The organism is Serratia sp. CY37869 (genome assembly GCF_052168895.1).
GTDB lineage: Bacteria > Pseudomonadota > Gammaproteobacteria > Enterobacterales > Enterobacteriaceae > Serratia > Serratia ureilytica.
The window spans coordinates 265175-290879 of record NZ_JBJNLU010000005.1 but is presented as its reverse complement, the minus strand read 5'-3'; the positions used below and the strand labels follow the sequence as shown (position 1 = coordinate 290879).

24 protein-coding genes are annotated in these 25705 nt (G+C 57.7%); 16 read left to right on the top strand and 8 right to left on the bottom strand.

From position 1 onward, the window contains the following. Positions 1–146 precede the first annotated feature (146 nt). Both ACJ8J1_RS22855 and mdtD read left to right on the top strand, forming a co-directional pair. The gene (locus ACJ8J1_RS22855) at positions 147–836 is read left to right on the top strand and encodes a FadR/GntR family transcriptional regulator (RefSeq protein ID WP_033645166.1); all 690 of its coding nucleotides are present in this window, start codon (positions 147–149) and stop codon (positions 834–836) included. A 67-nt stretch (positions 837–903) separates the two neighbouring features. Further along, positions 904–2319 carry a multidrug transporter subunit MdtD gene (gene mdtD / locus ACJ8J1_RS22850; protein WP_033645165.1) on the top strand — a complete coding sequence of 472 codons (1416 nt, stop codon included), beginning with the start codon at positions 904–906 and terminating at the stop codon, positions 2317–2319. On the opposite strand, the gene rbsR is transcribed toward mdtD, so the two are convergent. The 7 genes from rbsR to kup all read right to left on the bottom strand — a co-directional run bounded on the left by rbsR (position 2316) and on the right by kup (position 10168). Next, on the bottom strand, positions 2316–3317 hold the full coding sequence (gene rbsR, locus ACJ8J1_RS22845; RefSeq protein WP_025160301.1) for a ribose operon transcriptional repressor RbsR: 1002 nt from the start codon (positions 3315–3317) through the stop codon (positions 2316–2318). The genes mdtD and rbsR overlap by 4 nt on opposite strands. A gap of 4 nt (positions 3318–3321) precedes the next feature. Next, on the bottom strand, positions 3322–4248 hold the full coding sequence (gene rbsK, locus ACJ8J1_RS22840; RefSeq protein WP_033645164.1) for a ribokinase: 927 nt from the start codon (positions 4246–4248) through the stop codon (positions 3322–3324). A gap of 61 nt (positions 4249–4309) precedes the next feature. After that, positions 4310–5197, bottom strand: a complete 888-nt coding sequence (gene rbsB / locus ACJ8J1_RS22835) for a ribose ABC transporter substrate-binding protein RbsB (protein ID WP_025160300.1) — start codon at positions 5195–5197, stop codon at positions 4310–4312. A gap of 24 nt (positions 5198–5221) precedes the next feature. After that, positions 5222–6190 carry a ribose ABC transporter permease gene (gene rbsC, locus ACJ8J1_RS22830; protein WP_025304730.1) on the bottom strand — a complete coding sequence of 323 codons (969 nt, stop codon included), beginning with the start codon at positions 6188–6190 and terminating at the stop codon, positions 5222–5224. A gap of 6 nt (positions 6191–6196) precedes the next feature. After that, entirely contained in the window at positions 6197–7702 is a 1506-nt protein-coding gene (gene rbsA / locus ACJ8J1_RS22825; RefSeq protein ID WP_033645163.1) for a ribose ABC transporter ATP-binding protein RbsA, read from the bottom strand. Positions 7703–7709: 7 nt separating this feature from the next. Next, on the bottom strand, positions 7710–8129 hold the full coding sequence (gene rbsD / locus ACJ8J1_RS22820) for a D-ribose pyranase (RefSeq protein ID WP_033645162.1): 420 nt from the start codon (positions 8127–8129) through the stop codon (positions 7710–7712). A gap of 170 nt (positions 8130–8299) precedes the next feature. Further along, positions 8300–10168, bottom strand: coding sequence for a low affinity potassium transporter Kup (gene kup, locus ACJ8J1_RS22815; protein ID WP_033645161.1), 1869 nt, complete (start codon positions 10166–10168; stop codon positions 8300–8302). Positions 10169–10451: 283 nt separating this feature from the next. Here kup and ravA point away from each other — a divergent pair, with 283 nt between their 5' ends. Then, positions 10452–11960 carry an ATPase RavA gene (gene ravA / locus ACJ8J1_RS22810; RefSeq protein WP_089197564.1) on the top strand — a complete coding sequence of 503 codons (1509 nt, stop codon included), beginning with the start codon at positions 10452–10454 and terminating at the stop codon, positions 11958–11960. 2 nt (positions 11961–11962) lie between these two features. Next, positions 11963–13426 carry an ATPase RavA stimulator ViaA gene (viaA, locus tag ACJ8J1_RS22805; RefSeq protein ID WP_004933781.1) on the top strand — a complete coding sequence of 488 codons (1464 nt, stop codon included), beginning with the start codon at positions 11963–11965 and terminating at the stop codon, positions 13424–13426. A 6-nt stretch (positions 13427–13432) separates the two neighbouring features. Here the strand turns inward: viaA and asnA are convergent, their stop codons facing one another. Beyond that, positions 13433–14425 (bottom strand): aspartate--ammonia ligase, encoded by a 993-nt coding sequence (gene asnA / locus ACJ8J1_RS22800; RefSeq protein ID WP_033645159.1) that lies wholly within the window; start codon positions 14423–14425, stop codon positions 13433–13435. A 155-nt stretch (positions 14426–14580) separates the two neighbouring features. Between asnA and asnC the strand changes: the two genes are divergently transcribed. From asnC to atpD, 12 genes are all read left to right on the top strand, one after another. Continuing rightward, a complete protein-coding gene (asnC, locus tag ACJ8J1_RS22795) occupies positions 14581–15042 on the top strand; it encodes a transcriptional regulator AsnC (RefSeq protein ID WP_004933786.1) in 462 nt (153 codons plus the stop codon). 100 nt (positions 15043–15142) lie between these two features. Continuing rightward, the gene (mioC, locus tag ACJ8J1_RS22790; protein WP_015379470.1) at positions 15143–15583 is read left to right on the top strand and encodes an FMN-binding protein MioC; all 441 of its coding nucleotides are present in this window, start codon (positions 15143–15145) and stop codon (positions 15581–15583) included. 380 nt (positions 15584–15963) lie between these two features. Continuing rightward, positions 15964–17853, top strand: coding sequence for a tRNA uridine-5-carboxymethylaminomethyl(34) synthesis enzyme MnmG (gene mnmG / locus ACJ8J1_RS22785; protein WP_033645158.1), 1890 nt, complete (start codon positions 15964–15966; stop codon positions 17851–17853). 138 nt (positions 17854–17991) lie between these two features. Continuing rightward, positions 17992–18612: a 16S rRNA (guanine(527)-N(7))-methyltransferase RsmG gene (rsmG, locus tag ACJ8J1_RS22780; protein WP_025304738.1), complete on the top strand. Its 621-nt coding sequence runs from the start codon at positions 17992–17994 to the stop codon at positions 18610–18612. Positions 18613–19251: 639 nt separating this feature from the next. Then, the gene (gene atpI, locus ACJ8J1_RS22775; RefSeq protein WP_004933796.1) at positions 19252–19635 is read left to right on the top strand and encodes a F0F1 ATP synthase subunit I; all 384 of its coding nucleotides are present in this window, start codon (positions 19252–19254) and stop codon (positions 19633–19635) included. Positions 19636–19657: 22 nt separating this feature from the next. Beyond that, positions 19658–20437, top strand: coding sequence for a F0F1 ATP synthase subunit A (gene atpB, locus ACJ8J1_RS22770; protein WP_015376132.1), 780 nt, complete (start codon positions 19658–19660; stop codon positions 20435–20437). 49 nt (positions 20438–20486) lie between these two features. Then, positions 20487–20726, top strand: a complete 240-nt coding sequence (gene atpE, locus ACJ8J1_RS22765; protein ID WP_004093904.1) for a F0F1 ATP synthase subunit C — start codon at positions 20487–20489, stop codon at positions 20724–20726. Between the two features lie 57 nt (positions 20727–20783). Then, positions 20784–21254: a F0F1 ATP synthase subunit B gene (gene atpF, locus ACJ8J1_RS22760; protein WP_004933804.1), complete on the top strand. Its 471-nt coding sequence runs from the start codon at positions 20784–20786 to the stop codon at positions 21252–21254. Between the two features lie 14 nt (positions 21255–21268). Continuing rightward, on the top strand, positions 21269–21802 hold the full coding sequence (gene atpH, locus ACJ8J1_RS22755; protein WP_025160298.1) for a F0F1 ATP synthase subunit delta: 534 nt from the start codon (positions 21269–21271) through the stop codon (positions 21800–21802). Positions 21803–21814: 12 nt separating this feature from the next. Next, positions 21815–23356, top strand: coding sequence for a F0F1 ATP synthase subunit alpha (gene atpA, locus ACJ8J1_RS22750; protein WP_016929618.1), 1542 nt, complete (start codon positions 21815–21817; stop codon positions 23354–23356). Between the two features lie 59 nt (positions 23357–23415). Then, a complete protein-coding gene (atpG, locus tag ACJ8J1_RS22745; protein ID WP_004933811.1) occupies positions 23416–24279 on the top strand; it encodes a F0F1 ATP synthase subunit gamma in 864 nt (287 codons plus the stop codon). Between the two features lie 32 nt (positions 24280–24311). Next, a complete protein-coding gene (atpD, locus tag ACJ8J1_RS22740; RefSeq protein ID WP_004933813.1) occupies positions 24312–25694 on the top strand; it encodes a F0F1 ATP synthase subunit beta in 1383 nt (460 codons plus the stop codon). The last annotated feature ends 11 nt before the right edge of the window (positions 25695–25705 follow it).

Sequence of the window (25705 nt, the reverse complement as noted above, 5' to 3'; positions counted from 1 at the left end):
ATGCAAAAAACTTTTCAAGCGCGGATTTTTTCGGCAAAAGGGCGAAAAAGCGACGAATTTATGTCACTTTTTCAGGCAAACAGCCATAAAAGCTGGCGATCGCTGGAGTAAAATAGAAATAACGATGTCAGTAAGGACCCGCAGCCATGCCGTTAAATGCACAACAACAGGCCGCCCAACGCAATCTTTCTTATCTGCTTGCAGAGAAACTCGGCCAACAAATTCTGGCGGGCGATTATCAGGCCGGCAGCATCCTGCCCGGTGAAATGGAACTGGGCGAGCAATTCGGCGTCAGCCGCACAGCGGTGCGCGAAGCGGTAAAGATGTTAGCCGCCAAAGGCATGTTGTTGCCGCGCCCGCGCATTGGCACCCGCGTGATGCCGCAAAGCCAATGGAATTTCCTCGATCAGGATTTACTGACCTGGTGGATGACGCGGGAAAACTTCGATCAGGTGATGCAACATTTCCTTATATTGCGCACCTCGTTGGAACCGCAGGCCTGCGCGTTGGCGGCAGACCACGCCAGCCCGCAGCAAACCAAACTGCTGGAGGAGCTGATGGCGGAGATGCGCGCGCTGCATACCCAGTTTGATCGCGAGCGCTGGATCCAGGTCGATACCCAATTCCACCAGCTCATCTACGAGGCCAGCGGTAATCCGTTCCTGACCTCGTTCGCTAACCTGTTCAGTTCGGTGTATCAGAGTTACTTCCGCGCCATTACAGGCAATGAAGTGATCAAGCTGCGCCACCATCAGGCTATCGTCGATGCGATACTCGCCGGAGACAGCGCAGGCGCCCTCGTCGCCTGCCAAGTTTTGCTGAAAGAGAAAGACTAGACACGCTCCCCGCTTATAGATAGAAGAAAGAGATGAGGGAGAGACGACCATTTAACCAGGACCGACCATGACCCAATCCGCGCGCAGTATGGCAGGACTCCCGTGGATCGCCGCAATGGCGTTCTTTATGCAGGCGCTGGACGCCACCATCCTCAACACGGCGCTGCCGGCGATCGCCCACAGCCTCGGGCACTCGCCGCTGGCGATGCAATCTGCCGTCATCAGCTATACGCTGACGGTGGCGATGCTGATCCCAGTCAGCGGTTGGCTGGCGGACCGCTTCGGCACCCGCCGCGTGTTCATCTTCGCCGTCACGTTATTCACCCTCGGTTCGCTGTTGTGCGCCCTCTCCCCCACGTTGAGCGTGCTGGTTGCCTCTCGCGTGCTGCAGGGCATCGGCGGCGCGATGATGATGCCGGTCGCGCGACTGGCGCTGCTGCGCGCCTACCCGCGCAGCGAACTGCTGCCGGTGCTGAACTTCGTCACCATGCCCGGCCTGGTCGGGCCGATTCTGGGGCCGCTGCTGGGCGGCTGGCTGGTGACCTACGCCACCTGGCATTGGATTTTCCTGATCAATATCCCTATCGGCCTGCTCGGCATCTTCTATGCGCGCAAATACATGCCGGACTTCACCACGCCCAAGCGCCGCTTCGATTTTCTGGGTTTTATGCTGTTCGGCCTGAGCCTGGTGCTGATCTCCACCGGGCTGGAACTGTTTGGCGAGCGGGTGCTGGCGAGCTACGTTTCGCTGGGCATTCTGCTCAGCGGCTTCGTGATGCTGTTCGGCTACATCGCGCACGCCCGCCGTCATCCTCAGCCGCTGATCGGCCTCGACCTGTTCAAAACCCGCACCTTCTCGGTCGGCATCGCCGGCAACGTCGCGTCCAGGTTGGGCACCGGCTGCGTGCCATTTTTAATGCCGCTCATGCTGCAGGTGGGATTTGGCTACACGGCGATCGTCGCCGGCTGCATGATGGCACCGACCGCCATCGGCTCGCTGATGGCGAAATCCACCGTCACTCAGGTGTTGCGCTGGTTCGGCTACCGTAAAACGCTGGTCGGCATCACCGTTATCATCGGAGCGCTGATCGCGCAGTTCGCCCTGCAGAGCCCAGGCATGCCGCTGTGGCTGATGATCCTGCCGCTGTTCGTACTGGGCATGGCGATGTCCACCCAGTTCACCGCCATGAATACCATCAGCCTGGCGGATTTGAACGACGCCAACGCCAGCGCCGGCAACAGCGTCCTGGCGGTCACCCAACAGCTGTCCATCAGTTTCGGCGTAGCGATCAGCGCGGCGGTGCTGCGTTTTTACGAATCCCTGTCGTTAGGCACCATGATCGACCACTTCCATTACACCTTTATCACCATGGGGATCGTCACCGTGGCGTCGGCGCTGGTGTTTATGTTGCTGAGAAGGAAGGATGGCCGCAATTTGATCAGCGGCCAGGAAAGCAAGAAAGAAGCGAAGGCGGCCAGTTAACGGCGGCCCACCGAGGCGCGTTCCACCAGCTCGGGTGTCAGCACCAGCACCTGGGGCGCGCGCTCCGGGTTTTGCAGGCGGTTGATCAGCGCATCGATCGCCAGCTCGCCCAGCGAATCCTTCGGCTGATGAATGGTGCTCAGCGGCGGCGCCAGATAACGGGCCAACTCAATGTCATCGTAGCCCATCACCGCCATATCCTGCGGCACGGAAAGCCCGGCCTGATACAGCGCCTGATAAACGCCTACCGCCACCGCGTCGTTGCCGGCAAACACCGCATGCGGCGGCTCATCCAGCGCCAGCAGTTGGCGCATGGCGTTCACCCCGCCCTCAAACTCAAAGTCGCAATGCACTTCATACCCTGGCGGAACCGGCAATCCAGCGCGACGCATCGCGTTGCGGTAGCCTTCCAGCCGGTGGCGAGCGGTGGTTTTATCCTGCGGGCCGGCGATGCAGGCAATCTTGCGGTAGCCGCGGGCGATCAGATGATCGGTCGCCATCTCACCGCCCAGCAGCGAGTTATCCTGAATAATGTCGTTGGCGCCCTCGAACGGCGCCCAGTCCATCATCACGATCGGCAGTGACGGGTAACGGCTCAGAGCATCTTGCGATGGTCGGTGGTTTTCGGTGCACATCAGCAGCAAACCGTCGACGCGCTTTTGCAGCAGCGTCTCCATGCTGCGGTTCATGCGCGCGGCGTCTTCTTCGGTATTGCACAGGATTAAACTGTAGCCGCGTTCATAACAGCTGCGCTCCACGCCGCGCACCACTTCGGCATAAAACGGGTTGTTGCTGGCGGTCACCAGCATGCCGATGGTGCGCGTCTGATTGAGCTTCAGGCTGCGCGCCAGCGCGGAAGGCGCATAGTTCAGCTGTTCCACGGCCGCCATGACCTTGTCGCGCACGCTGTCGCTGACAAAGCGATTGTTGTTGACCACATGCGACACGGTAGAGGTTGAAACGCCCGCCAGGCGGGCGACATCTTTCATGGTGGCCAAAGGATCACCCCTGCTGCTGCAAGAAGGCGTCGATCTCTTCACGCCACGGCACCGAAGGCTGCGCGCCGGGGCGGGTCACGGCGATCGCCGCCGCCGCATGGGCGAAACGCACCGCGTCGGCCATGACTTTGCCTTCCAACAGGGCAGTCACCAGCGCACCGTTAAAGGTATCGCCGGCGGCGATGGTATCCACCGCTTGCACCTTGAAGCCGGGCACCAGTTTGCCGTTGCCGTTTTCGCTCAGCCACACGCCGCGGCTACCGAGGGTGATGATCACCGTCGCGATGCCCTTGTCGTGCAGCGCCTGCGCCGCACGCGCCGCATCCGCGTCGTTGTCCACGGCGATGCCGGTCAGGCGCTGGGCTTCGGTTTCATTCGGGGTGATCATATCGATCATGCCCAGCAGCTCGTCAGGTAGCTCACGCGCCGGGGCCGGGTTGAGGATCACCTGCGTTTGATGTTGCTTCGCCAGGCGGGCGGCGGCGATCACCGTCTCCAGCGGCGACTCGAGCTGCATCAGCAGGGCATCGGCGTCGATCACTTTTTGTTGGTAGCGCGCCAGGTAATCCGGCGTCACCGCGGCGTTGGCGCCGGCATTGATGCCGATCACGTTCTCGCCTTCGGCGTTGACGAAGATCAGCGCCACGCCGGTGGTGCTGTCGGCGATGGCTTCAATCGGTTGGGTATCAATGCGATCGCTCGCCAGCTGCCGGCGGACACGTTCGCCGATATCGTCGGCGCCCACGCAGGCGATAAAGGCGATCTTCGCCCCGCTGCGCCCGGCCGCCACCGCCTGATTCGCGCCCTTGCCGCCAAACGCCACCTTATACTGTTTCCCGATCACCGTTTCGCCCGGGTGGGGGAACTGTTCAATATTGAGGATATGGTCGGCATTGATGCTGCCAAGAACCACCAGCTTACCTGTTTCCATCGCATTGATTCCTGAATTGCGCGCCATCGTAAACGCCCCGTTCCGATGGCGCTGGTATGACTTACTGAGTGACCAGTTTCAAATCGACCGGGATGGTCGCCGGCACTTTTTCGCCTTTCAGCACTTTATCGGCGGTTTCCACACCGATCACGCCGATCTGATCGGGACGCTGCGCCACGGTCGCCGCCAGCTTGCCGCCTTCGACCGCTTTCACGCCGTCGGCGGTGCCGTCGAAGCCTACCACGATCACGTCGGTTTTACCGGCGGTTTGCAGCGCGCGCAGCGCACCTAACGCCATTTCATCGTTCTGGGCGAACACCGCCTGCACATCCGGGTGCGCGGTCAGCAGGTTCTGCATCACGTTCAGGCCCTTGGTGCGATCGAAATCGGCCGGCTGGCTGGCCAGCAGCTTGAATTTATTCTGATCCAGCGACTGCTTGAAGCCTTCACCGCGTTCACGCGCGGCAGAGGTGCCGGCGATGCCTTCCAGCTGAATCACCTTGGCATCGGCGCCCACTTTCTTGGCAATGAAATCACCGGCCATTTTGCCGCCTACGCGGTTATCCGAAGCGATGTGGCTCACCACGTCACCCTTGCTCGCCACGCGGTCCAGCGTGATGACCGGGATCTTAGCCTGGTTGGCCATCTTGATGGCGTTACCCACCGCGTCGGAGTCGGTCGGGTTGATCAGCAGCAGCTTGGGCGCGCGCACCATCAGATCCTGCACGTTGGCCAGCTCTTTCGCCGGGTTGTTCTGGGAATCCAGCACCACCAGGTTGTAGCCCAGCTTGTTGGCCTCTTGCTGCGCGCCGTCCTTCATCGAGACGAAGAACGGGTTGTTGAGGGTGGACACCACCAGCGCGATGGTGTCTTTAGCCATGGCATTGGCGCTCAGGGTGGCGCTCAGCGCGATGGCGGAGGCTAAGGTTGCCAGTTTTTTCATTTTCATCATCGTGATTCCTGTAGGGGGAGGTTACTTGTTGCTTTTGTTATCTACCAGAACCGCCAGCAGTATCACCACTGCCTTCACGATCATTTGGTAGTAGGAAGAAACACCCAGTAAATTCAGGCCGTTGTTCAGGAAGCCGAGGATCAGCGCCCCGATCAGCGTGCCGACGATGCGGCCCTTGCCGCCGGCCAGGCTGGTGCCGCCCAGCACCACGGCGGCGATGGCGTCCAGCTCATAGCCGGTACCGGCGGTCGGCTGCGCCGACGACAGGCGCGCCACTTCGATCACCCCGGCCAGCGCCGCCAGCAGGCCGCACAGCGAGTAGACGATAATCTTCACTTTATCGACGCTGATGCCGGACAGGCGGGTCGCCGCTTCGTTGCCGCCCAGGGCATAAATATAGCGGCCCAGGCGCGTATGGTGCAGCATATACCAGGCGGCAATGAACACGATCGCCATGATCCAGATCGGCGTAGGCACGCCCAGCGGGCGGCCAATACCGAACCAGCCGAAGGTGTCGGCCACATCGGTGAAACCGGTGTTGACCGGGCTGCCGTTGGTGTACACCATGGTGACGCCGCGCAACAGCAGCATCATCACCAGCGTGGCGATAAAGGCCTGCACTTTGCCTTTGGCGACGATCACCCCGGTGCAGGCGCCAATCGCGGCGCCGAGCGCCAATGCCGCCGCCACCGCCACCAGCGCGTTGACCTCAAAGCCGACGATCGACGCCGCCACCGCGCCGGTCAGGGCCAACAGCGATCCTACCGACAGATCGATGCCGGACGTGAGGATCACCAGCGTCATCCCCACCGCCATGATGGCGTTCACCGAAGTCTGCTGCAGAATATTGAACAGGTTGTTCAGGGTGAAGAAGTTCGGGCTCATGGAAGAGACCACGGCGATCAGCACCAGCAGCGCAATCAACGACTTCTGCTCTAACAGCCACTCTTTACTGAACCAGCGCTTGGCTGCGATAGTCTGGGAACTCATATCTGATTACTCCTGCTTTACGCCGTATTGCTTGCCGACGGCTGCCGCCATCAACGCTTCCTGGGTGGCCTGTTCAATCGGGAATTCGCCGCTGAGATGCCCTTCGTGCATCACCAGAATGCGATCGCTCATGCCCATCACCTCCGGCATTTCCGAAGACACCAGAATGATGCTCAGCCCTTCCTGCTTGAACTGGTTGATTAACTGATAGATCTCTTTTTTGGCGCCGACGTCGACGCCGCGCGTCGGCTCATCGAGGATCAGCACCTTCGGCCGGGTCATCAGGCCGCGGGCGATCGCCACTTTCTGTTGATTGCCGCCGGAAAGCAGACCTATCGGCTGCTCCATCGACGGCGTTTTGATATTGAACAGGCGGATGAAGTCCCCCACCGCCTGCCGCTCGTCGGCCTGTTTCAGGCTGCCGTCGGCGCGGCTGAAGTAGCGCAGCGCGGTCAGAGACATGTTTTCCTTTACCGACATGCCCAGCACCAGGCCGTCGCGCTTACGGTCTTCCGAGATATAGACGATGCCGTTCGCCAATCCATCCTGCGGCGAATGGGTGACTACCTCGCGGCCGTCGAGGTTGACGGTGCCGGCCTTGCGCGGCGCGGCGCCGTACAGAATCTTCATCAATTCGGTGCGCCCGGCGCCCATCAAGCCGGCCACGCCGAGGATCTCACCGCGATACAGCGTAAAGCTGACGTCTTCAACGCCGGGTCCGGAAAGATGACTGACTTCCAGCCGCTTTTCCCCGCGCGGTAAATCAAGGCGCGGGTATTGTTCTTCCAACTTGCGACCGACCATCATTTCAATCAGCGAATCTTCCTGCAGCTCGCTCACCGGCCGCTCGGCGATGAACTGCCCGTCACGAAATACCGTCACGTCGTCGCAGATTTCAAAGATCTCTTTCAGACGGTGCGAGATATAGACGATGCCGCGCCCTTCGGCCTTCAGCTCGTTGATCACCTTGAACAGCGAGGCGGTTTCGGTGTCGGTCAGCGCATCGGTCGGTTCGTCCATGATGATCACTTTCGATTCGAAGCTCAGTACCTTGGCAATCTCCACCATCTGCTGATCGCCAATCGACAGCTCGCCCACCAGCCGGTGGCTGCTGTAGCGCAGGTTGAGGCGCGCCAGCAAGCGATCGGCCTCGGCGTACATGCGCTTCCAGTCAATGCGGCCGAAACGGTTGACGAACTCGCGGCCGAGGAAGATGTTTTCCGCAATCGTCAGCTGCGGGATCAGGTTCAGCTCCTGATGAATAATGCCGATGCCCGCTTCCTGCGAATATTTAGGCCCGCTGAACGCCACCTCTTTACCGAGAAAATGCTGACTGCCGGCGTCTTTCTGGTAGATGCCGGTCAGCACTTTCATCATGGTGGACTTCCCGGCGCCGTTTTCCCCCACCAGCGCCATCACCTTGCCGGGATAGACGCTGAGGGCGGCGCCGGAAAGCGCCTTCACGCCGGGAAAGGCTTTATCAATCCCTTTCAGTTGCAGTAAAGGTTGCATAAACGCCTCAGAAAGTTACGCCGGCGCACAGGATCACGTTCGCGTAAGGCGAACACTCCCCGCTGCGGATCACCGCCCGGCTGTGCTCGGTTTGCGCTTTAAACGCCTGATGGCTGATATAACGCACGCCGATGGTATTGCCCTGGCGTTGGCCCAGTGCGGTCAGTTCAGCCAACAATGCCTCGTGGAGCGACGGATTTTGTTTCACGATTTCTTCCGCCAGGATGGCGCTTTCTACCTGCATCTCTTGCGTGACCGCCGCGAACACCTGCATGAAGGTCGGCACGCCCTGCGTCAGCGCCAGATCGATGCGCTGCGTCGCCGCCGGTATCGGCAGGCCCGCGTCGCACAGGGTGAGCTGATCGGTATGCCCCAGCCGGGCAATCACGGCAGACACGTCGGAATTCAGTAATACGCCTTTTTTCATCTTCTCACTCCGCTAGCGAAACGTTTCGCTCTCTGGAGGAGTGTAAAAAAACGGCAGGGGAAGGCAACCCGGACAATGCAGAAGTGTGATCGTCATCGAAACGTTTCGTTCGCGCACGGAGAAAGCGCAAACAAAAGGGGCTCAGCCTAGCTGAGCCCCTGTCAGGCGGGTTAGATCTCGACCTGCGTGCCGAGCTCGATGACCCGGTTCGGCGGGATTTCGAACTGATCCGGCGCGCGCAGCGCATTGCGGCTCAGAGCAACGAACAGTTTGCCGCGCAGGTAGAGGTACCATGGCCGCTTGGTGAGGATCAGCGATTCATGGGACATGAAGAACGACGTCTCCGACATGCGGCACGGCAACCCTTCCAGCCCGCAGCGGTGGAACACTTCCTCCACATTCGGCGTTTCGCGCCAGCCGTAGCTGGCCACCACCCGCCAGAAGGTCGGCGACAGCTGTTCGATGGTCACCCGGCGCACGTTGTGCACGTAAGGCGCATCCTCGGTGCGCAGCGTCAGCAGCACCACGCGCTCGTGCAGCACCTTGTTGTGCTTCAGGTTGTGCAACAGCGCAAAAGGAATGACGTTGGTGGCGCGCGACATGAAGACCGCGGTACCCGGCACCCGCACCGGCGGCGATTTCTCCAGCGAGGCGATCATCGCCTCCAGCGAGTTGCCGTGCTCATGCAGACGGCGCAACAGGCGGAAACGCTCGCTCTTCCAGGTGGTCATAATGATGAACATCACTAGCGCCAACGTCAGCGGCAGCCAACCGCCGGAGAACAGCTTCAGGGCGTTGGCGGAGAACATCGGCACGTCGATGATCAGCAAGATGGTTACGATGCCGATCGCCAGGAGGCGGTTCCAGTGCCAGTTATTAATCGCCACCGAAGTGACCAGTATGCTGGTCAGCACCATGGTGCCGGTGACGGCGATGCCGTACGCCGCCGCCAGGTTGCTGGAGTGTTCGAAGCCGATGATCACCAGCACCACCGAGATATACAGCGTCCAGTTGATCACCGGAATGTAGATCTGGCCGGATTCCATTTCCGAGGTGTGAATGATGCGCATCGGCGACAAATACCCCAGGCGCACCGCCTGGCGAGTTAGCGAGAAGACGCCGGAAATCACCGCCTGCGAGGCGATGACAGTTGCCAGGGTTGCCAGAATCAGCAGCGGGATCAGCGCCCAGTCGGGCGCCAGCAGGAAGAATGGGTTTTTGATCGCTTCAGGGTTTTTCAGCAGCAACGCCCCCTGGCCGAAGTAGTTGAGCACCAGCGAAGGCAGCACCACGGTGAACCAGGCCAGGCGGATCGGGAACTTGCCGAAGTGCCCCATGTCGGCATACAGCGCCTCAACGCCGGTGATCGACAGCACCACCGCCCCCAGCGCGAAGAACGACACCTTCTTATATTCCATAAAGAAGTTGAGCGCCCATTTGGGATTCAGCGCCTGCAGCACTTCCGGGTTCGAAATGATGCTGCGCGCGCCCAGCACCGCCAACACGATGAACCACAACAGCATTACCGGGGCGAACAACTTGCCGACGCTGCCGGTGCCGTGTTTTTGGATAACGAACAGCAGGGTCAGCACCAGAATCGAGAGCGGCACGATATAGGCGTCGAGCGCAGGCGCGGCGATTTCCAACCCCTCTATCGCCGACATCACCGAGATCGCCGGGGTGATCACCACCTCGCCATAGAAGAAGCTGCCGCCAATCAGGCCCAGTATCACCAGCACTGCGGTGGTGCGCGCCGAGGTATTGCGCCCGGCCAGCGACATCAGCGTCAAAATGCCGCCTTCGCCGGCGTTGTCCGCCCGCATCACGTAGGTGAGATATTTGAGGGAAACTATCACGATCAGCATCCAGAAAATCAGCGACAGGAAGCCGAAAACCACGTCTGGACGAACATCGAAGCCGTAATGGCCGGAGAAACACTCTCTCAACGTATAGAGAGGACTGGTGCCGATATCACCGTAGACCACGCCGATGGCAGCCAGGGTTACCGCCGATAGGGACTGCTTATGCTCTGCGCTCATAATTCGTTTCTTTATCAGAACATCCGTTAGCGATGCATCCGCATCAGGCAAAATACGGGCTCAAAGATCCGTCACGCCCACCAGAAAGCCGCACAGTATGCACCATTTATACGGCTTGCCTACCCTTATATCAGAGCCGAAAAATAAACAAAATGTGAACCGGATATCCGACTCAACTGAGAAAATTTTTACTAATCAATAAGCTATACCATTAAAAATAATGGTGGTTTATCATCGAATTATCGACCAAGATTGGCTAACTCTCGGACAATACGACGATTATATGACGCCATCATCCCTTCTGGCAGAACGAATTTCCCGCCTCAGCAGCGCGCTGGAGAGCGGCCTTTATGAGCGGCAAGAGGCGATCCGCCTGTGCCTGCTGGCGGCGCTGAGCGGCGAAAGCGTATTCTTGCTCGGCCCGCCCGGCATCGCCAAGAGCCTGATCGCGCGCCGGCTGAAGTTTGCCTTCCGCAACGCCCGCTCTTTTGAATACCTGATGACGCGCTTTTCCACGCCGGAAGAGGTCTTCGGCCCGCTCTCGATTCAGGCGCTGAAAGATGAAGGGCGCTATCAACGCCTGACCGCCGGCTATCTGCCAGAAGCGGAGATCGTGTTTCTGGACGAGATCTGGAAGGCCGGCCCGGCGATCCTCAACACCCTGCTGACGGCGATCAATGAACGGCGTTTTCGCAACGGCAACAGCGAAGAACCGATCCCGCTGCGCCTGCTGGTCACCGCTTCCAACGAACTGCCCGAAGCGGACAACAGCCTCGAAGCCCTGTATGACCGCATGCTGATTCGCCTGTGGCTGGACAAGGTGCAGGATAAACAGAATTTCCGCTCGCTGCTGGTCAACCGCCAGAGCGAAAGCCAAAACCCGGTGCCGGCGGCGCTGAGCGTCAGCGACGAAGAGTTTCTGCAGTGGCAGCCGCAGATCGATAAGGTGGCGCTGCCGGAAGCCTGCTTTGAGCTGATTTTCCAACTGCGCCAGCGGCTGGACGCGCTGGAACAGGCGCCGTACGTCTCCGATCGGCGCTGGAAGAAAGCCCTGCGCCTGCTGCAGGCCTGCGCCTTCTTCAGCGGGCGCGACGCCATCGCCCCGCTCGATCTGATGCTGTTGAAAGACTGCCTGTGGCACGATCTCACCTCGCTGAAGCTGCTGCAACAGCAGATCGATCAACTGCTGACCGAATCGGCCTATCAGCAGCAGTCGATGTTGATCCAACTGCAACAGATCCATACCCGCTGGATGCAGGACCAGCAGCAACAAAGCGACCGACAGGCCATCAGCCTGGTGAAAAAAGGCGGGATGTTCAGCCGCAAACCGCAATACGCGCCGGCCACGCCGTTCGCCGGCGGCACCCTCACCCTGCTGCTGCAAAAACCGCTGCAGCTGCATGACATTCAGGTCAATCATCTGAGCATCGAAAGCAGCGCGCTGGACAACTGGCTGCAAAAAGGCGGCGACGTGCGCGCCAAGCTGAACGGCATCGGCTTTGCGCAGCCGATCGACCTGGAAGTGGACGATCAACTGCACCTCACGGTGTTGGACGTCAGCCGCCAGCCGTCGCTGCTGGCGCTGCCGGGCAAACAGGCTACCGCTACGCCGCAGGCGCTGCTGGATGAAATGGACGCATTGGCCCAGCGCCTGGCGGAACAGCGCCGCGCCTTCAGCCAACATCAGCCCTGCCTGTTCACGTCCGCCGCCGGTCTGGCCAAGATCGAAGCCAGTTTGCTGCAGGTCGCGGAACAGGTTAAACAGCAACAGCAGCAAATGCGCGGCCAGTAACCATGCTCAGTCTGGAGACGCTCGATCTGCTGCTGGCGATCACCGAAGGCGAGATGATCGAGGAGATGATCGTCGGCATGCTGGCCGCGCCGCAGCTGTCGGTATTCTTTAAAAAGTTTCCGGCCCTACGGCGGGCGCTGGATCGCGATCTGCCGCGCTGGAAGCTGCAGCTAAAGGAGCGTTTGCAGGAGGCCATGGTGCCGCCGGCGTTGGCGCAGGAATTTTACCGCTACCAACAGTGCCAGCTGGAGAACAATACCCAGTTCTATCACAACCTCAACGACACGATGGAGCTGCTGCGCCAGCTGGTTTCCCCGTTTTATGAACAGGCGCGCGCGCTGGTGGACGCCGCCGATCTGCCCAATCATCCGTTGGACGACAGTTTTCAAACGCTGTTTCTGCAGCGCTGGCGCATCAGCCTGACGCTGCAGGCCACCATGCTGCACCACCAGTTGCTGGAACAAGAGCGTGAGCAGCTGATGGCGGAACTGCAGGAACGCCTGGCGCTGAGCGGCGCGCTGGAACCGCTGCTGTCGGAAAACGACACCGCCGCCGGCAGGCTGTGGGACATGAGCAAAGGCCAGCTGCAGCGCGGCGATTACCAGCGGCTGGTGGAGTACGGCAACTTTTTGCAGCAGCAGCCGGAGCTGAAAAAGCTGGCGCAACAGCTGGGCCGCAGCTATCAGGCCAAAGCGGTGCAGCAACAGGACGCGCAGCCGGAGCCGTTCAGGGTTATGGTGCAGGTGCCGGCCACGCTGCCGGAAGAAGTGAGCGGCATTCATCAAAGCGACGACATTCTGCGCCTGCTGCCGCCGGAGCTGGCGACGCTGGGGATTGAAGAGCTGGAATTCGAGTTTTATCGCCGCCTGCTGGAAAAGCGACTGCTGAGCTACCGCCTGCAGGGCGACGTCTGGCAGGAACAGATCCTGATCCGTCAGGTCACCCACCAGCAGCAGGATCAGCAGCCGCGCGGGCCGTTTATCGTCTGCGTGGACACCTCAGGATCGATGGGCGGCTTCAACGAACAGTGCGCCAAGGCGTTCTGTCTGGCGCTGCTGCGCATTGCGCTGGCGGACAACCGCCGCTGCTACATCATGCTGTTCGCCAACCAGATCGTACATTACGAACTCACCGCCGCCAGCGGCATTGAGCAGGCAGTGCGTTTTCTCGGCCAGCAGTTTCGCGGCGGCACCGATCTGGCGGCCTGCCTGAACGCCACCGTCACCAAAATGGCGGAGAGCGGCTGGTTCGATGCCGATGCGGTGATCATTTCTGATTTTATCGCCCAGCGGTTGCCGGAGGAGGTAATAAAGAAGGTGAAACAGCAGCAGCAAAGCCACCAGCAGCGTTTCCACGCGGTGGCGATGTCCGCCTACGGCAAACCCGGCATCATGCGCATCTTCGATCACATCTGGCGCTTCGATACCGGGTTGAAAAGCCGGTTGATGCGCCGCTGGCGGCGCTAGGCAGAATCAGAGCAGGCCTTCAACCGCGCCGCGCACTTCCGGTGACCACACGCCGCACTGCACCTGGCCGATATGCGACAGCTGCAACAGCAACATCACCAAACGCGACTGACCGATGCCGCCGCCGATGGTCTGCGGCATATCGCCGCGCAGCAACGACTGATGCCATTCCAGCTTCATGCGATCTTCATCGCCGGTCAGCGCCAGCTGATGTTTCAGCGCCGCGGCGTCGACGCGGATGCCCATGGAAGAAAGCTCGAAAGCGTCCTGCAGCACCGGGTTCCACACCACTATATCGCCGTTCAGGCCCGCCAGGCCATCCGCCGTCGGCGTGGTCCAGTCATCATAATCCGGCGCACGCACATCGTGCGATTTGCCGTGCGACAGCTTGCCGCCGATGCCGATCAGGAACACCGCGCCCAATTCTTTGGCGATCGCCCGCTCACGCCCTTTGGCATCCAGATCCGGATAGCGCTGCAGCAGGGTTTCGCTGTGCACGAAGTGGATCTGTTCCGGCAGGAACGGGGTCAGGCCATGCTCACGGCTGACTTCCGCTTCCGTCGCCTTGATCGCGGCGTAAATGCTGCGCACGGTACTTTTCAGATAGTCCAGACCGCGCTCACCGTCGCCCATCACCCGCTCCCAGTCCCACTGATCGACGTACACCGAGTGGATTGGCGTCAGGCGGTCTTCATCCGGGCGCAGCGCCTTCATATGGGTATACAGGCCTTCGCCGGCACCGAAATCGTAGCTGCCCAGGGTTTTGCGTTTCCATTTCGCCAGTGAGTGCACCACTTCGAAGGTGGCGTCCGGCAAAGTTTTGACTTTGACCTGCACCGCTTTCTCGCTGCCGGAGAGGTTATCCTGCGTGCCGTCGCCCAGGCGGCTAAGGATCGGGGCCTGCACTTCGATCAGACCGAGCTGCTGTTCCAGCTGGCGGGAGAAGAAGGATTTGACCTGGCTGATTTGTTGTTGTTTTTGGATAAACTGTTTTTTCATTGCCGTATCTCTTGTAAACCTGTCTCTGTTGCCATCGATTAAGCAACAAAACGATACGCCAATTCAATATCCGTTAATCAATATTGCCTTTTCACTTTTAATCGTTCATTTTTACCCGGACTGAATTCAACAATCGTTAATTAATGGGGGATTAAATGGCGGAAATTTATCAGATCGATAATCTCGATCGCGGCATCCTCAACGCCCTGATGGACAATGCGCGCACACCGTACGCCGAACTGGCGAAAAACTTCGCCGTCAGCCCCGGCACCATTCACGTGCGGGTGGAGAAGATGAAACAGGCCGGGATCATCACCGGCGCGCGTATCGACGTCAGTCCCAAACAGCTGGGCTACGACGTGTGCTGCTTTATCGGCATCATATTAAAGAGCGCCAAGGACTACCCTTCGGCACTGAAGAAGCTGGAAAGCCTGGAGGAAGTGGTGGAAGCCTATTACACCACCGGCCATTACAGCGTCTTTATTAAAGTGATGTGCCGCTCGATCGACGCGTTGCAACAGGTACTTATCAACAAGATCCAGACCATCGACGAGATCCAGTCCACCGAAACGCTGATCTCGCTGCAGAACCCCATTATGCGCACCATCGTGCCGTAACCCGCCAAATTGCATACCCACATTATCCACAGGTAGATCCCAGCCGATTCACAGCGTACAATGCAGCCACTTTGAGTGAGAAGGTTGGGATCGTTGGTTCATGGCAGACATTACTCTGATCAGTGGCAGTACGCTTGGCAGCGCCGAATACGTGGCTGAACATTTGGCTGAAAAGCTGGAAGACGCCGGCTTCTCTACCGAGATGCTGCACGGCCCTGAACTGGATGAACTGCCGTTGAACGGCCGCTGGCTGGTGGTCTCTTCCACGCACGGTGCCGGCGAACTGCCGGATAACCTTCAGCCGCTGTTGGAACAGATCGCTGAGCAGCAGCCGGATCTTTCCGAGGTGCAGTTCGGCGCCGTCGGTTTAGGCAGTTCGGAATACGACACCTTCTGCGGTGCGATCAAACAGATCGACGATCTATTGATCGCCAGAGGCGCTAAAAGGATCGGCGATCGTCTCGAGATCGACGTGACCGAGCATGAAATTCCCGAGGATCCAGCCGAGGAATGGGTAAAAAACTGGATTAATTTACTCTAATTCGTCTAAAGATCGTGCGAACGATTGTGGATAACTAAGCTTAAAAGCAGGGTAAAAGCCGTAGTTATCCCAATAACAACCGTAGTGCGCTTTTTGTCCTGTGTATAACAAGCCTTTTAGATCCCAGCTTATCTGCGTCGGGATCACCGATCATTCACAGCAAACGATCCTCCTTAATCTGCTGATCTTCATCGTGAATAGTCACTTATCCACAGAGGATCGCGATCCTAATAAGAGATCTAATAAAGAGATCTTTAAATAAAAAAGATCTTCTTTTAATTACCGACGATCCTGACCACTTGGTCGATCGTCTAAACTTGAGTAGAATCCCCGACCCCAGGGCAAATACGATCGTTCGCAATACGGCGAGGTGCAGTTCCATGTTTTATCCAGATCAATTTGACGTCATCATCATCGGTGGTGGCCATGCAGGTACCGAGGCCGCCATGGCCGCGGCGCGCATGGGACGTCAGACTTTATTATTGACACACAATATCGACACGCTGGGACAGATGTCCTGTAACCCGGCGATTGGCGGTATTGGTAAAGGGCATCTGGTTAAGGAAATTGATGCACTCGGCGGCCTGATGGCGACAGCGATCGACCATGCCGGCATACAGTTTAGGATACTAAACGCCAGCAAAGGCCCAGCCGTTCGCGCCACACGCGCTCAGGCGGATCGCGTGTTGTATCGCCAGGCTATCCGTACCGCGTTGGAGAACCAGCCCAATCTGATGATCTTCCAACAGCCGGTTGAGGATCTGATCGTCGAAAACGATCGCGTCGTGGGCGCCGTCACCCAAATGGGCCTGAAATTCCGCGCCAAAGCGGTGGTATTGACCGTAGGCACCTTCCTGGACGGCAAGATCCATATCGGCCTGGAAAATTACAGCGGCGGCCGCGCCGGGGATCCGCCTTCGATCTCGCTGTCTCAGCGTTTGCGTGAACTGCCGCTGCGCGTCAACCGCTTGAAAACCGGGACACCGCCGCGCATCGACGCCCGCACTATCGATTTCAGCGTACTGGCGCCGCAACACGGCGATACGCCGGTGCCGGTATTCTCGTTCCTGGGCGATGCCAGCCAGCATCCGGAACAAATGGCGTGCTATATCACCCATACCAATGAAAAAACCCATGACGTGATCCGCAATAACCTCGATCGCAGCCCGATGTATGCCGGGATCATCGAAGGGATCGGCCCACGTTACTGCCCGTCGATCGAAGACAAGGTCATGCGCTTTGCCGATCGCAACGCGCACCAGATCTTCCTCGAGCCGGAAGGCCTGACCAGCAATGAGATTTACCCTAACGGGATCTCCACCAGCCTGCCGTTCGATGTGCAGATGCAGATCGTCCGTTCGATGGAAGGAATGCAAAACGCGCGTATTATTCGCCCTGGTTATGCTATCGAGTACGATTTCTTCGATCCGCGCGACCTGAAACCGACGCTGGAAAGCAAATTCATTCAGGGGCTGTTCTTTGCCGGTCAAATCAACGGCACCACCGGGTATGAAGAAGCCGCCGCACAGGGGCTGCTGGCCGGTCTGAACGCCGGTCGCTTCGCCGCCGAGCAAGAAGGCTGGGCGCCACGTCGCGATCAGGCTTATCTCGGCGTGCTGGTGGACGACCTCAGCACCCTCGGCACCAAAGAACCGTACCGCATGTTTACTTCACGCGCCGAGTATCGTCTGATGCTGCGCGAAGACAACGCCGATCTCCGCCTGACAGAAAAAGGCCGTGAACTCGGCCTGGTGGACGACGTGCGTTGGGCGCGCTACAGCGAGAAGCTGGAGCGGATCGAACGTGAACGTCAGCGCCTGCGCGACATCTGGATGCACCCGCACGCCGAGAACGTCGAACAGGTCAATGCGTTGCTGAAAGCGCCGCTGTCACGCGAAGCAAACGGCGAAGAGCTGCTGCGCCGTCCGGAAATGGACTACGCGCAATTGACCGCCACCGAGGCCTTCGCGCCGCCGTTGGACGATGTACAAGCCGCCGAGCAGGTTGAGATCCAGGTCAAATACGAAGGCTACATCGCTCGCCAGCAGGAAGAGATCGAAAAACAGCAGCGCAACGAGAACACCGTGTTGCCGTTGGATCTCGACTACCGTCAGGTTTCGGGGTTGTCGAACGAAGTGATCGCCAAACTGAACGATCACAAACCGAACTCCATCGGCCAGGCTTCACGCATCTCCGGCATTACGCCGGCGGCGATCTCGATTTTGCTGATTTGGCTGAAAAAGCAGGGGCTGCTGCGCCGCAGCGCATAAATCCCGCATCCAGGCGGCCGTTTGCTCAACCCGTAGCCAAACGGCCGCTGACATCACCTGCGCGCTGAATTATCATAGGCGCCTCATTGCGCCAGCTAACCATCCGCTGGTCGTTCAGCGCCTGCCAGAGGATCCGTTGTGCAAAAAAAATTAGACTCGCTGCTCGCGGCAGCAGGCATTGAGCTGCCCGATCAGCAGAAACAGCAGCTGCTGGGCTATGTCGGCATGCTGGATAAGTGGAACAAGGCTTATAACCTCACGTCGGTGCGCGATCCGCAGCAAATGCTGGTGCGCCACATCCTCGACAGCATCGTGGTCAACCCGCATCTGCAGGGATCGCGTTTTATCGATGTCGGCACCGGCCCCGGTTTACCGGGCATTCCGCTGGCGATCGTGCGTCCGGATGCGCATTTCACGCTGCTCGACAGCCTGGGCAAGCGCGTGCGTTTCCTGCGCCAGGTGCAGCATGAACTGGGCCTGAACAATATCGAGCCGGTTCAGAGCCGCGTTGAAGCGTTTCCGGCCGAGCCGCCGTTCGACGGCGTGATCAGCCGGGCGTTCGCTTCGCTGCAGGATATGCTGTCCTGGTGCCATCACCTGCCGGCGAAAGGGCAGGGGCGTTTTTACGCATTGAAAGGCGTGCGCCCGGATGAAGAATTGGCGCACCTGCCGGAGGGCGTTAGCCTGGAGTCTATCGTGCGGTTGCAGGTGCCTGAACTGGAAGGCGAACGCCATCTGGTGGTGCTTAAGGCAAACTGAGTTTGTTTTTGATCAAACAAGCGTGAATTAACGGTAGTACGGCGTGTAAAGGTAAGCAGGCTAATTAGTTGGTCGCTTTTTTTAGTTAATTTACTTTCTATTAACACAAAAAACGCGGCTAATTAGCGACAATAGAGTAATTGCAATTAGAAATAGTCACGTTAGCAATCATGTGCGAAAGATTGGCCTTTGCTGCTAATGTTAATTGGCTGTTGGAATATTGCCCCGTTGCTTGTCAATAAAAGGTTTTCATCGGGTATACGGATTGTTTTTGAACAGTTAACTGATAATGTTTTGATTTATATAATCTTTTGATCGCTCAAATTGCTAAAGACGGTTTGATTGTCCATCGGCTATAAATCAGTGAAGGGCATTATTGTGATCGGCTTCGCGTTTCTAAACGCAACGCTGGAATAATCAGACAATTAAATGCGCCCTATTATTCCGACCGTTTTCTTGTGAAAATAGGCTGGAATAGGGAAATTTAAATAATTGTTCACCTTTTCGCTACTTATCGATTGAATTCGTTGGTATGCCCCGTATAATTTGCTCGTTTTTTGCTGCTTGACTCAGGACAGCAAAAACAGTTGTATACGTCACTCAGCATACCCCCTCTGGGGTACGGAGAGAACAAACGTCATGTCTGTGTCCCTATACAGCGGGAAAGTCGCACGCAAACTGCTGTTTTTGCAGTTAATGACTTTTGTTCTGATCAGCGTTGCTTTCTGGCTGAAAAGCCCGGAATGGAGCGCTTCGGCGTTGGCAGGCGGTCTCGCCGCCTGGTTGCCGAGTGCAATGTTTATGCTGTTTGCCTTGCGCCATCAGGCGCAAACGCCGGCGCCCGGTAGGGTTGCCTGGTCGTTCGCCATCGGCGAGGGGCTAAAGGTCGTGATCACCATCGTTTTGCTGATCGTGGCGCTGGGGGTGTTCAAGGCGGAGTTTATACCGCTTGGCCTGACCTATTTAGCGGTGTTAGTGGTGCAGATAGTGGCACCGGCCGTGATTAACAGTTACCGAACTTAACTAAATAAGGGTAAGAGGCATCATGTCTGCAGGAGAAGTCTTGACTCCACAGGAGTATATCGGTCACCACCTGACGCAGCTTCAGGTCGGGACTGGGTTCTGGTCGATCAACATCGACTCGATGTTTTTCTCCGTCGTCCTCGGGGCGCTTTTCCTGGTGATCTTCCGCAAAGTGGCCAAAAACGCCACCAGCGGCGTGCCGGGTAAACTGCAAACCGCCGTGGAGCTGGTAGTCGGTTTCGTCGACAGCAGCGTGCGCGACATGTACCACGGCAAGAGCAAGGTGATTGCGCCGCTGGCGCTGACCGTGTTCGTCTGGGTGTTCCTGATGAACCTGATGGACTTGCTGCCCATCGACTTCCTGCCTTACGTTGGCGAACACATCCTCGGCCTGCCTGCGCTGCGCGTAGTGCCTACCGCCGATGTGAACGTCACGCTGTCGATGGCGCTGGGCGTGTTTATCCTGATTCTGTTCTATAGCATCAAAATGAAAGGCGTTGGCGGGTTCGTTAAAGAGTTGACCATGCAGCCGTTCAACCACCCTGTATTCATTCCTATCAACCTGATTCTTGAAGGTGTCAGCCTGCTGTCCAAACCTGTTTCACTGGGTCTGCGACTGTTCGGCAACATGTATGCGGGTGAGTTGATCTTCATCCTGATTGCCGGCCTGTTGCCGTGGTGGTCACAGTGGGTCCTGAGCTTGCCTTGGGCTATCTTCCACATCCTGATCATTACGCTTCAAGCCTTTATTTTCATGGTTCTGACGATCGTCTATCTGTCGATGGCATCTGAAGAGCACTGATTTTCTTAAAACACTTGCACTTTTAAACTGAAACAAACTGGAGACTGTCATGGAAAACCTGAGTATGGATCTGCTGTACATGGCTGCCGCTGTGATGATGGGGTTAGCGGCAATCGGTGCTGCGATCGGTATCGGCATCCTGGGTGGTAAATTCTTGGAAGGCGCTGCTCGTCAGCCTGACCTGATTCCTCTGCTGCGTACACAGTTCTTTATCGTTATGGGTCTGGTCGACGCCATCCCGATGATCGCTGTAGGTCTGGGTCTGTACGTGATGTTCGCCGTCGCGTAAGTAGAGCAACCCTCTACGACGTAACCAAACTATTAACTTTTAAAGAGGCATTGTGCTGTGAATCTTAACGCAACAATCCTCGGCCAGGCCATCGCGTTCGTTCTGTTTGTCTGGTTCTGCATGAAGTACGTATGGCCGCCGATCATGGCTGCCATCGAGAAACGTCAGAAAGAAATCGCTGACGGCCTCGCTTCTGCAGAGCGTGCCAAAAAAGATCTGGACTTAGCGCAAGCCAATGCGACCGACCAGCTGAAAACTGCCAAAGCAGAAGCTCAGGTGATCATCGAGCAAGCGAACAAACGCAAAGCTCAGATCATGGATGAAGCGAAAGCCGAAGCCGAGCAGGAACGTAACAAAATCGTGGCGCAGGCTCAGGCTGAGATCGAAGCCGAACGTAAGCGCGCTCGTGAAGAGTTGCGTAAGCAAGTCGCGATGCTGGCAATTGCCGGCGCCGAGAAGATCATCGAACGTTCCGTGGATGAAGCTGCTAACAGCGACATCGTTGATAAACTGGTCGCTGAACTGTAAGGAGGGAGGGGCTGATGTCTGAATTTGTAACTGTAGCTCGCCCCTACGCCAAAGCAGCTTTTGACTTTGCCGTTGAGCACCAAAGCGTAGAGCGCTGGCAGGATATGCTGGCGTTTGCGGCTGAAGTCACTCGCAATGAACAGATTTCTGAACTGCTGTCTGGCGCGGTTGCGCCAGAAACGCTGTCCAAGACGTTCATCGCGGTTTGTGGCGATCGGCTCGACGAACATGGCCAGAACTTTATCCGTGTAATGGCCGAAAATGGACGTTTACTGGTTCTTCCTGCCGTGCTGCAGCAGTTCATCGAACTGCGCGCCTCGCTGGAATCCACCGTCGAAGTCGAAGTGCTCTCTGCGAGCGCGCTGAGCGACGAACAGCAGGCGAAAATCGCCGCTGCGATGGAAAAACGTCTGTCACGCAAAGTTAAGCTGAATTGCAAAATTGACAAGTCTGTACTGGCCGGCATCGTTGTTCGCGCCGGCGATATGGTGATTGATGGCAGCGTTCGCGGTCGTCTTGAACGCCTGACAGACGTCTTGCAGTCTTAAGGGGACTGGAGCATGCAACTGAATTCCACCGAAATCAGCGAACTGATCAAGCAGCGCATTGCTCAGTTCAATGTAGTGAGCGAAGCTCACAATGAAGGTACTATCGTTTCCGTCAGCGACGGGATCATCCGCGTACACGGCCTGGCCGAAGTTATGCAGGGCGAAATGATCGCGCTGCCTGGCAACCGTTACGCAATCGCATTGAACCTGGAGCGCGACTCCGTTGGTGCCGTGGTCATGGGTCCGTACGCGGATCTGGCCGAAGGCATGAAGGTTAAATGCACCGGCCGTATCCTGGAAGTTCCAGTCGGTCGTGGTCTGCTGGGCCGCGTCGTTAACACCCTGGGCGCGCCAATCGACGGCAAAGGCCCGATTGAAAACGACGGTTTCTCTCCGGTAGAAGCTATCGCCCCAGGCGTTATCGAGCGTCAGTCCGTTGATCAGCCGGTTCAGACTGGCTACAAATCCGTTGACGCCATGATTCCAATCGGCCGCGGCCAGCGTGAGCTGGTGATCGGTGACCGTCAGACCGGTAAAACCGCGCTGGCGATCGATGCGATCATCAACCAACGCGACTCCGGCATCAAATGCGTTTACGTGGCTATCGGCCAGAAAGCGTCCACCATCGCTAACGTGGTGCGCAAACTGGAAGAGCACGGCGCACTGGCCAACACCATCGTGGTGGTGGCGACCGCTTCCGAATCCGCTGCACTGCAATACCTGGCGCCATACGCCGGTTGCGCAATGGGCGAATACTTCCGTGACCGCGGCGAAGATGCGCTGATCGTGTACGATGACCTGTCCAAACAGGCCGTTGCTTACCGCCAGATTTCCCTGCTGCTTCGTCGTCCGCCAGGTCGTGAAGCTTACCCAGGCGACGTATTCTACCTGCACTCCCGCTTGCTGGAGCGTGCAGCGCGCGTTAACGCCGAGTACGTTGAAGCCTTCACCAAAGGTGAAGTTAAAGGCCAAACCGGTTCACTGACCGCTCTGCCGATCATTGAAACCCAGGCGGGTGACGTTTCCGCGTTCGTTCCGACCAACGTAATCTCGATTACCGATGGTCAGATCTTCCTGGAATCCAACCTGTTCAACTCCGGTATTCGTCCGGCAGTTAACCCGGGTATCTCCGTATCCCGTGTTGGTGGCGCCGCGCAGACCAAGATCATGAAGAAACTGTCCGGTGGTATCCGTACCGCGCTGGCGCAGTATCGTGAACTGGCTGCGTTCTCCCAGTTCGCCTCCGATCTGGACGACGCGACCCGCAAACAGCTGAGCCACGGTCAGAAAGTGACCGAGCTGCTGAAACAGAAACAGTATGCGCCGATGTCGGTTGCACAACAGTCTCTGGTGCTGTTTGCCGCAGAACGCGGTTACCTGAACGACGTCGAAGTCGCCAAAGTGGTGAGCTTCGAAGCCGCGCTGGTGGCCTATGCGGACCGCGAGCACGCCGAACTGCTGAACCACATCAACCAAACTGGCAACTTCAATGATGAGATCGAGGGCAAGTTGAAAGACGTCCTCGAGACCTTCAAGAAAACCCAGTCCTGGTAACGCCGAACGGTCCTGCTGTTGAAAGACAGCAGGCCGTCTGGCACTGAGGAGAAGCAGAGATGGCCGGCGCAAAAGAGATACGTAGTAAGATCGCTAGCGTGCAAAACACGCAAAAGATCACTAAAGCGATGGAAATGGTCGCCGCCTCCAAAATGCGTAAATCGCAGGATCGCATGGCGGCCAGCCGTCCTTATGCAGAGACCATGCGCAAAGTGATTGGTCACCTTGCGTTAGGGAATCTGGAGTACAAGCACCCGTACCTGGATGAGCGTGACGTTAAGCGCGTCGGGTATCTGGTGGTGTCTACTGACCGTGGTCTCTGCGGCGGCTTGAACATCAACCTGTTCAAAAAGCTGCTGGCGGAGATGAAAGCCTGGTCCGAAAAAGGCGTCGAAACCGATTTGGCGCTGATTGGCTCTAAAGCGGCCTCTTTCTTTGGTTCCGTGGGCGGCAACGTGGTTGCCCAGGTGACCGGCATGGGGGATAAACCTTCCCTGTCGGATCTGATCGGGCCGGTGAAAGTGATGCTGCAGGCCTACGACGAAGGTCGTTTGGACAAGCTGTACATTGTCAGCAACAAATTTGTTAATACGATGTCCCAAGAGCCGCAGGTGCTTCAGCTGCTGCCGTTACCGCCAGCCGATGACGAAGAGCTGAAGAAAACGCCTTGGGATTACCTGTATGAACCGGATCCAAAAGTGCTGCTTGATACCTTGCTGCGCCGCTATGTGGAGTCGCAGGTTTATCAGGGCGTCGTGGAAAACCTGGCCAGCGAGCAGGCCGCACGAATGGTCGCGATGAAAGCCGCAACCGATAACGGCGGTAGCCTGATCAAAGAGCTGCAGTTGGTATACAACAAGGCGCGTCAGGCCAGCATCACTCAGGAACTCACCGAGATCGTTTCGGGAGCCTCCGCGGTTTAAGCTAGGTTTACGAATTACGTAGAGGATTCAAGATGGCTACTGGAAAGATTATCCAGGTAATCGGCGCCGTGGTGGACGTCGAGTTCCCTCAGGATGCCGTACCAAAAGTGTACGACGCCCTTGAGGTAGAAAACGGCACCGAAAAACTGGTGTTGGAAGTTCAGCAACAGCTGGGCGGTGGCGTGGTTCGCTGTATCGCAATGGGGACCTCCGACGGTCTGCGTCGCGGTCTGAAAGTGAACAACCTGGACCACCCGATTGAAGTGCCGGTGGGTAAAGCTACCCTGGGCCGTATCATGAACGTATTGGGTCAACCCATCGACATGAAAGGCGACATCGGCGAAGAAGAGCGTTGGGCGATTCACCGCGCGGCGCCAAGCTACGAAGAGCTGTCCAGCTCCCAGGAACTGCTGGAAACCGGTATCAAGGTAATGGACCTGATTTGTCCATTCGCCAAGGGCGGTAAAGTCGGTCTGTTCGGCGGTGCGGGCGTAGGTAAAACCGTAAACATGATGGAGCTGATCCGTAACATCGCGATCGAGCACTCCGGTTATTCCGTGTTTGCGGGCGTGGGCGAGCGTACTCGTGAGGGTAACGACTTCTACCACGAAATGACCGACTCCAACGTTCTGGACAAAGTATCCCTGGTTTACGGCCAGATGAACGAGCCACCAGGTAACCGTCTGCGCGTTGCGCTGACCGGTCTGACCATGGCGGAGAAATTCCGTGACGAAGGCCGTGACGTTCTGCTGTTCGTTGACAACATCTACCGTTATACCCTGGCCGGTACCGAAGTGTCCGCACTTCTGGGCCGTATGCCATCCGCGGTAGGTTATCAGCCGACGCTGGCGGAAGAGATGGGCGTTCTGCAAGAACGTATCACCTCGACCAAGACCGGTTCCATCACTTCCGTACAGGCCGTTTACGTTCCTGCGGATGACTTGACTGACCCGTCTCCAGCCACCACCTTTGCGCACTTGGACGCAACCGTGGTACTGAGCCGTAACATCGCTTCTCTGGGTATCTACCCGGCCGTTGACCCGCTGGATTCCACCAGCCGTCAGCTGGATCCGCTGGTTGTTGGCCAGGAGCACTACGACGTAGCGCGTGGCGTGCAGTCCATTCTGCAACGCTACCAGGAACTGAAAGATATCATCGCGATCCTGGGTATGGACGAGCTGTCTGAAGAAGACAAACTGGTCGTATCCCGTGCGCGTAAGATCCAACGCTTCCTGTCTCAGCCGTTCTTCGTGGCAGAAGTCTTCACCGGTTCTCCGGGCAAGTTCGTATCGCTGAAAGACACCATCCGTGGTTTCAAAGGCATTATGGACGGCGACTATGACCACCTGCCGGAGCAGGCGTTCTACATGGTTGGCACCATTGAAGAAGCAGTGGAAAAAGCCAAGAAACTGTAACGCCTTGAGAG

What these genes read in the sequence shown, in the direction of transcription:
- ACJ8J1_RS22855 (WP_033645166.1), top strand. Translation starts at nt 147, where the DNA reads ATGCCGTTAAATGCACAACAACAGGCCGCCCAACGCAATCTTTCTTAT.
- atpA (WP_016929618.1), top strand. Translation starts at nt 21,815, where the DNA reads ATGCAACTGAATTCCACCGAAATCAGCGAACTGATCAAGCAGCGCATT.
- ravA (WP_089197564.1), top strand. Translation starts at nt 10,452, where the DNA reads ATGACGCCATCATCCCTTCTGGCAGAACGAATTTCCCGCCTCAGCAGC.
- rbsB (WP_025160300.1), bottom strand. Translation starts at nt 5,197, where the DNA reads ATGAAAATGAAAAAACTGGCAACCTTAGCCTCCGCCATCGCGCTGAGC.
- atpI (WP_004933796.1), top strand. Translation starts at nt 19,252, where the DNA reads ATGTCTGTGTCCCTATACAGCGGGAAAGTCGCACGCAAACTGCTGTTT.
- atpH (WP_025160298.1), top strand. Translation starts at nt 21,269, where the DNA reads ATGTCTGAATTTGTAACTGTAGCTCGCCCCTACGCCAAAGCAGCTTTT.
- atpE (WP_004093904.1), top strand. Translation starts at nt 20,487, where the DNA reads ATGGAAAACCTGAGTATGGATCTGCTGTACATGGCTGCCGCTGTGATG.
- atpG (WP_004933811.1), top strand. Translation starts at nt 23,416, where the DNA reads ATGGCCGGCGCAAAAGAGATACGTAGTAAGATCGCTAGCGTGCAAAAC.
- rbsD (WP_033645162.1), bottom strand. Translation starts at nt 8,129, where the DNA reads ATGAAAAAAGGCGTATTACTGAATTCCGACGTGTCTGCCGTGATTGCC.
- rbsK (WP_033645164.1), bottom strand. Translation starts at nt 4,248, where the DNA reads ATGGAAACAGGTAAGCTGGTGGTTCTTGGCAGCATCAATGCCGACCAT.
- atpD (WP_004933813.1), top strand. Translation starts at nt 24,312, where the DNA reads ATGGCTACTGGAAAGATTATCCAGGTAATCGGCGCCGTGGTGGACGTC.
- rbsA (WP_033645163.1), bottom strand. Translation starts at nt 7,702, where the DNA reads ATGCAACCTTTACTGCAACTGAAAGGGATTGATAAAGCCTTTCCCGGC.
- asnC (WP_004933786.1), top strand. Translation starts at nt 14,581, where the DNA reads ATGGCGGAAATTTATCAGATCGATAATCTCGATCGCGGCATCCTCAAC.
- atpB (WP_015376132.1), top strand. Translation starts at nt 19,658, where the DNA reads ATGTCTGCAGGAGAAGTCTTGACTCCACAGGAGTATATCGGTCACCAC.
- mdtD (WP_033645165.1), top strand. Translation starts at nt 904, where the DNA reads ATGACCCAATCCGCGCGCAGTATGGCAGGACTCCCGTGGATCGCCGCA.
- rbsC (WP_025304730.1), bottom strand. Translation starts at nt 6,190, where the DNA reads ATGAGTTCCCAGACTATCGCAGCCAAGCGCTGGTTCAGTAAAGAGTGG.
- mnmG (WP_033645158.1), top strand. Translation starts at nt 15,964, where the DNA reads ATGTTTTATCCAGATCAATTTGACGTCATCATCATCGGTGGTGGCCAT.
- viaA (WP_004933781.1), top strand. Translation starts at nt 11,963, where the DNA reads ATGCTCAGTCTGGAGACGCTCGATCTGCTGCTGGCGATCACCGAAGGC.
- mioC (WP_015379470.1), top strand. Translation starts at nt 15,143, where the DNA reads ATGGCAGACATTACTCTGATCAGTGGCAGTACGCTTGGCAGCGCCGAA.
- asnA (WP_033645159.1), bottom strand. Translation starts at nt 14,425, where the DNA reads ATGAAAAAACAGTTTATCCAAAAACAACAACAAATCAGCCAGGTCAAA.
- kup (WP_033645161.1), bottom strand. Translation starts at nt 10,168, where the DNA reads ATGAGCGCAGAGCATAAGCAGTCCCTATCGGCGGTAACCCTGGCTGCC.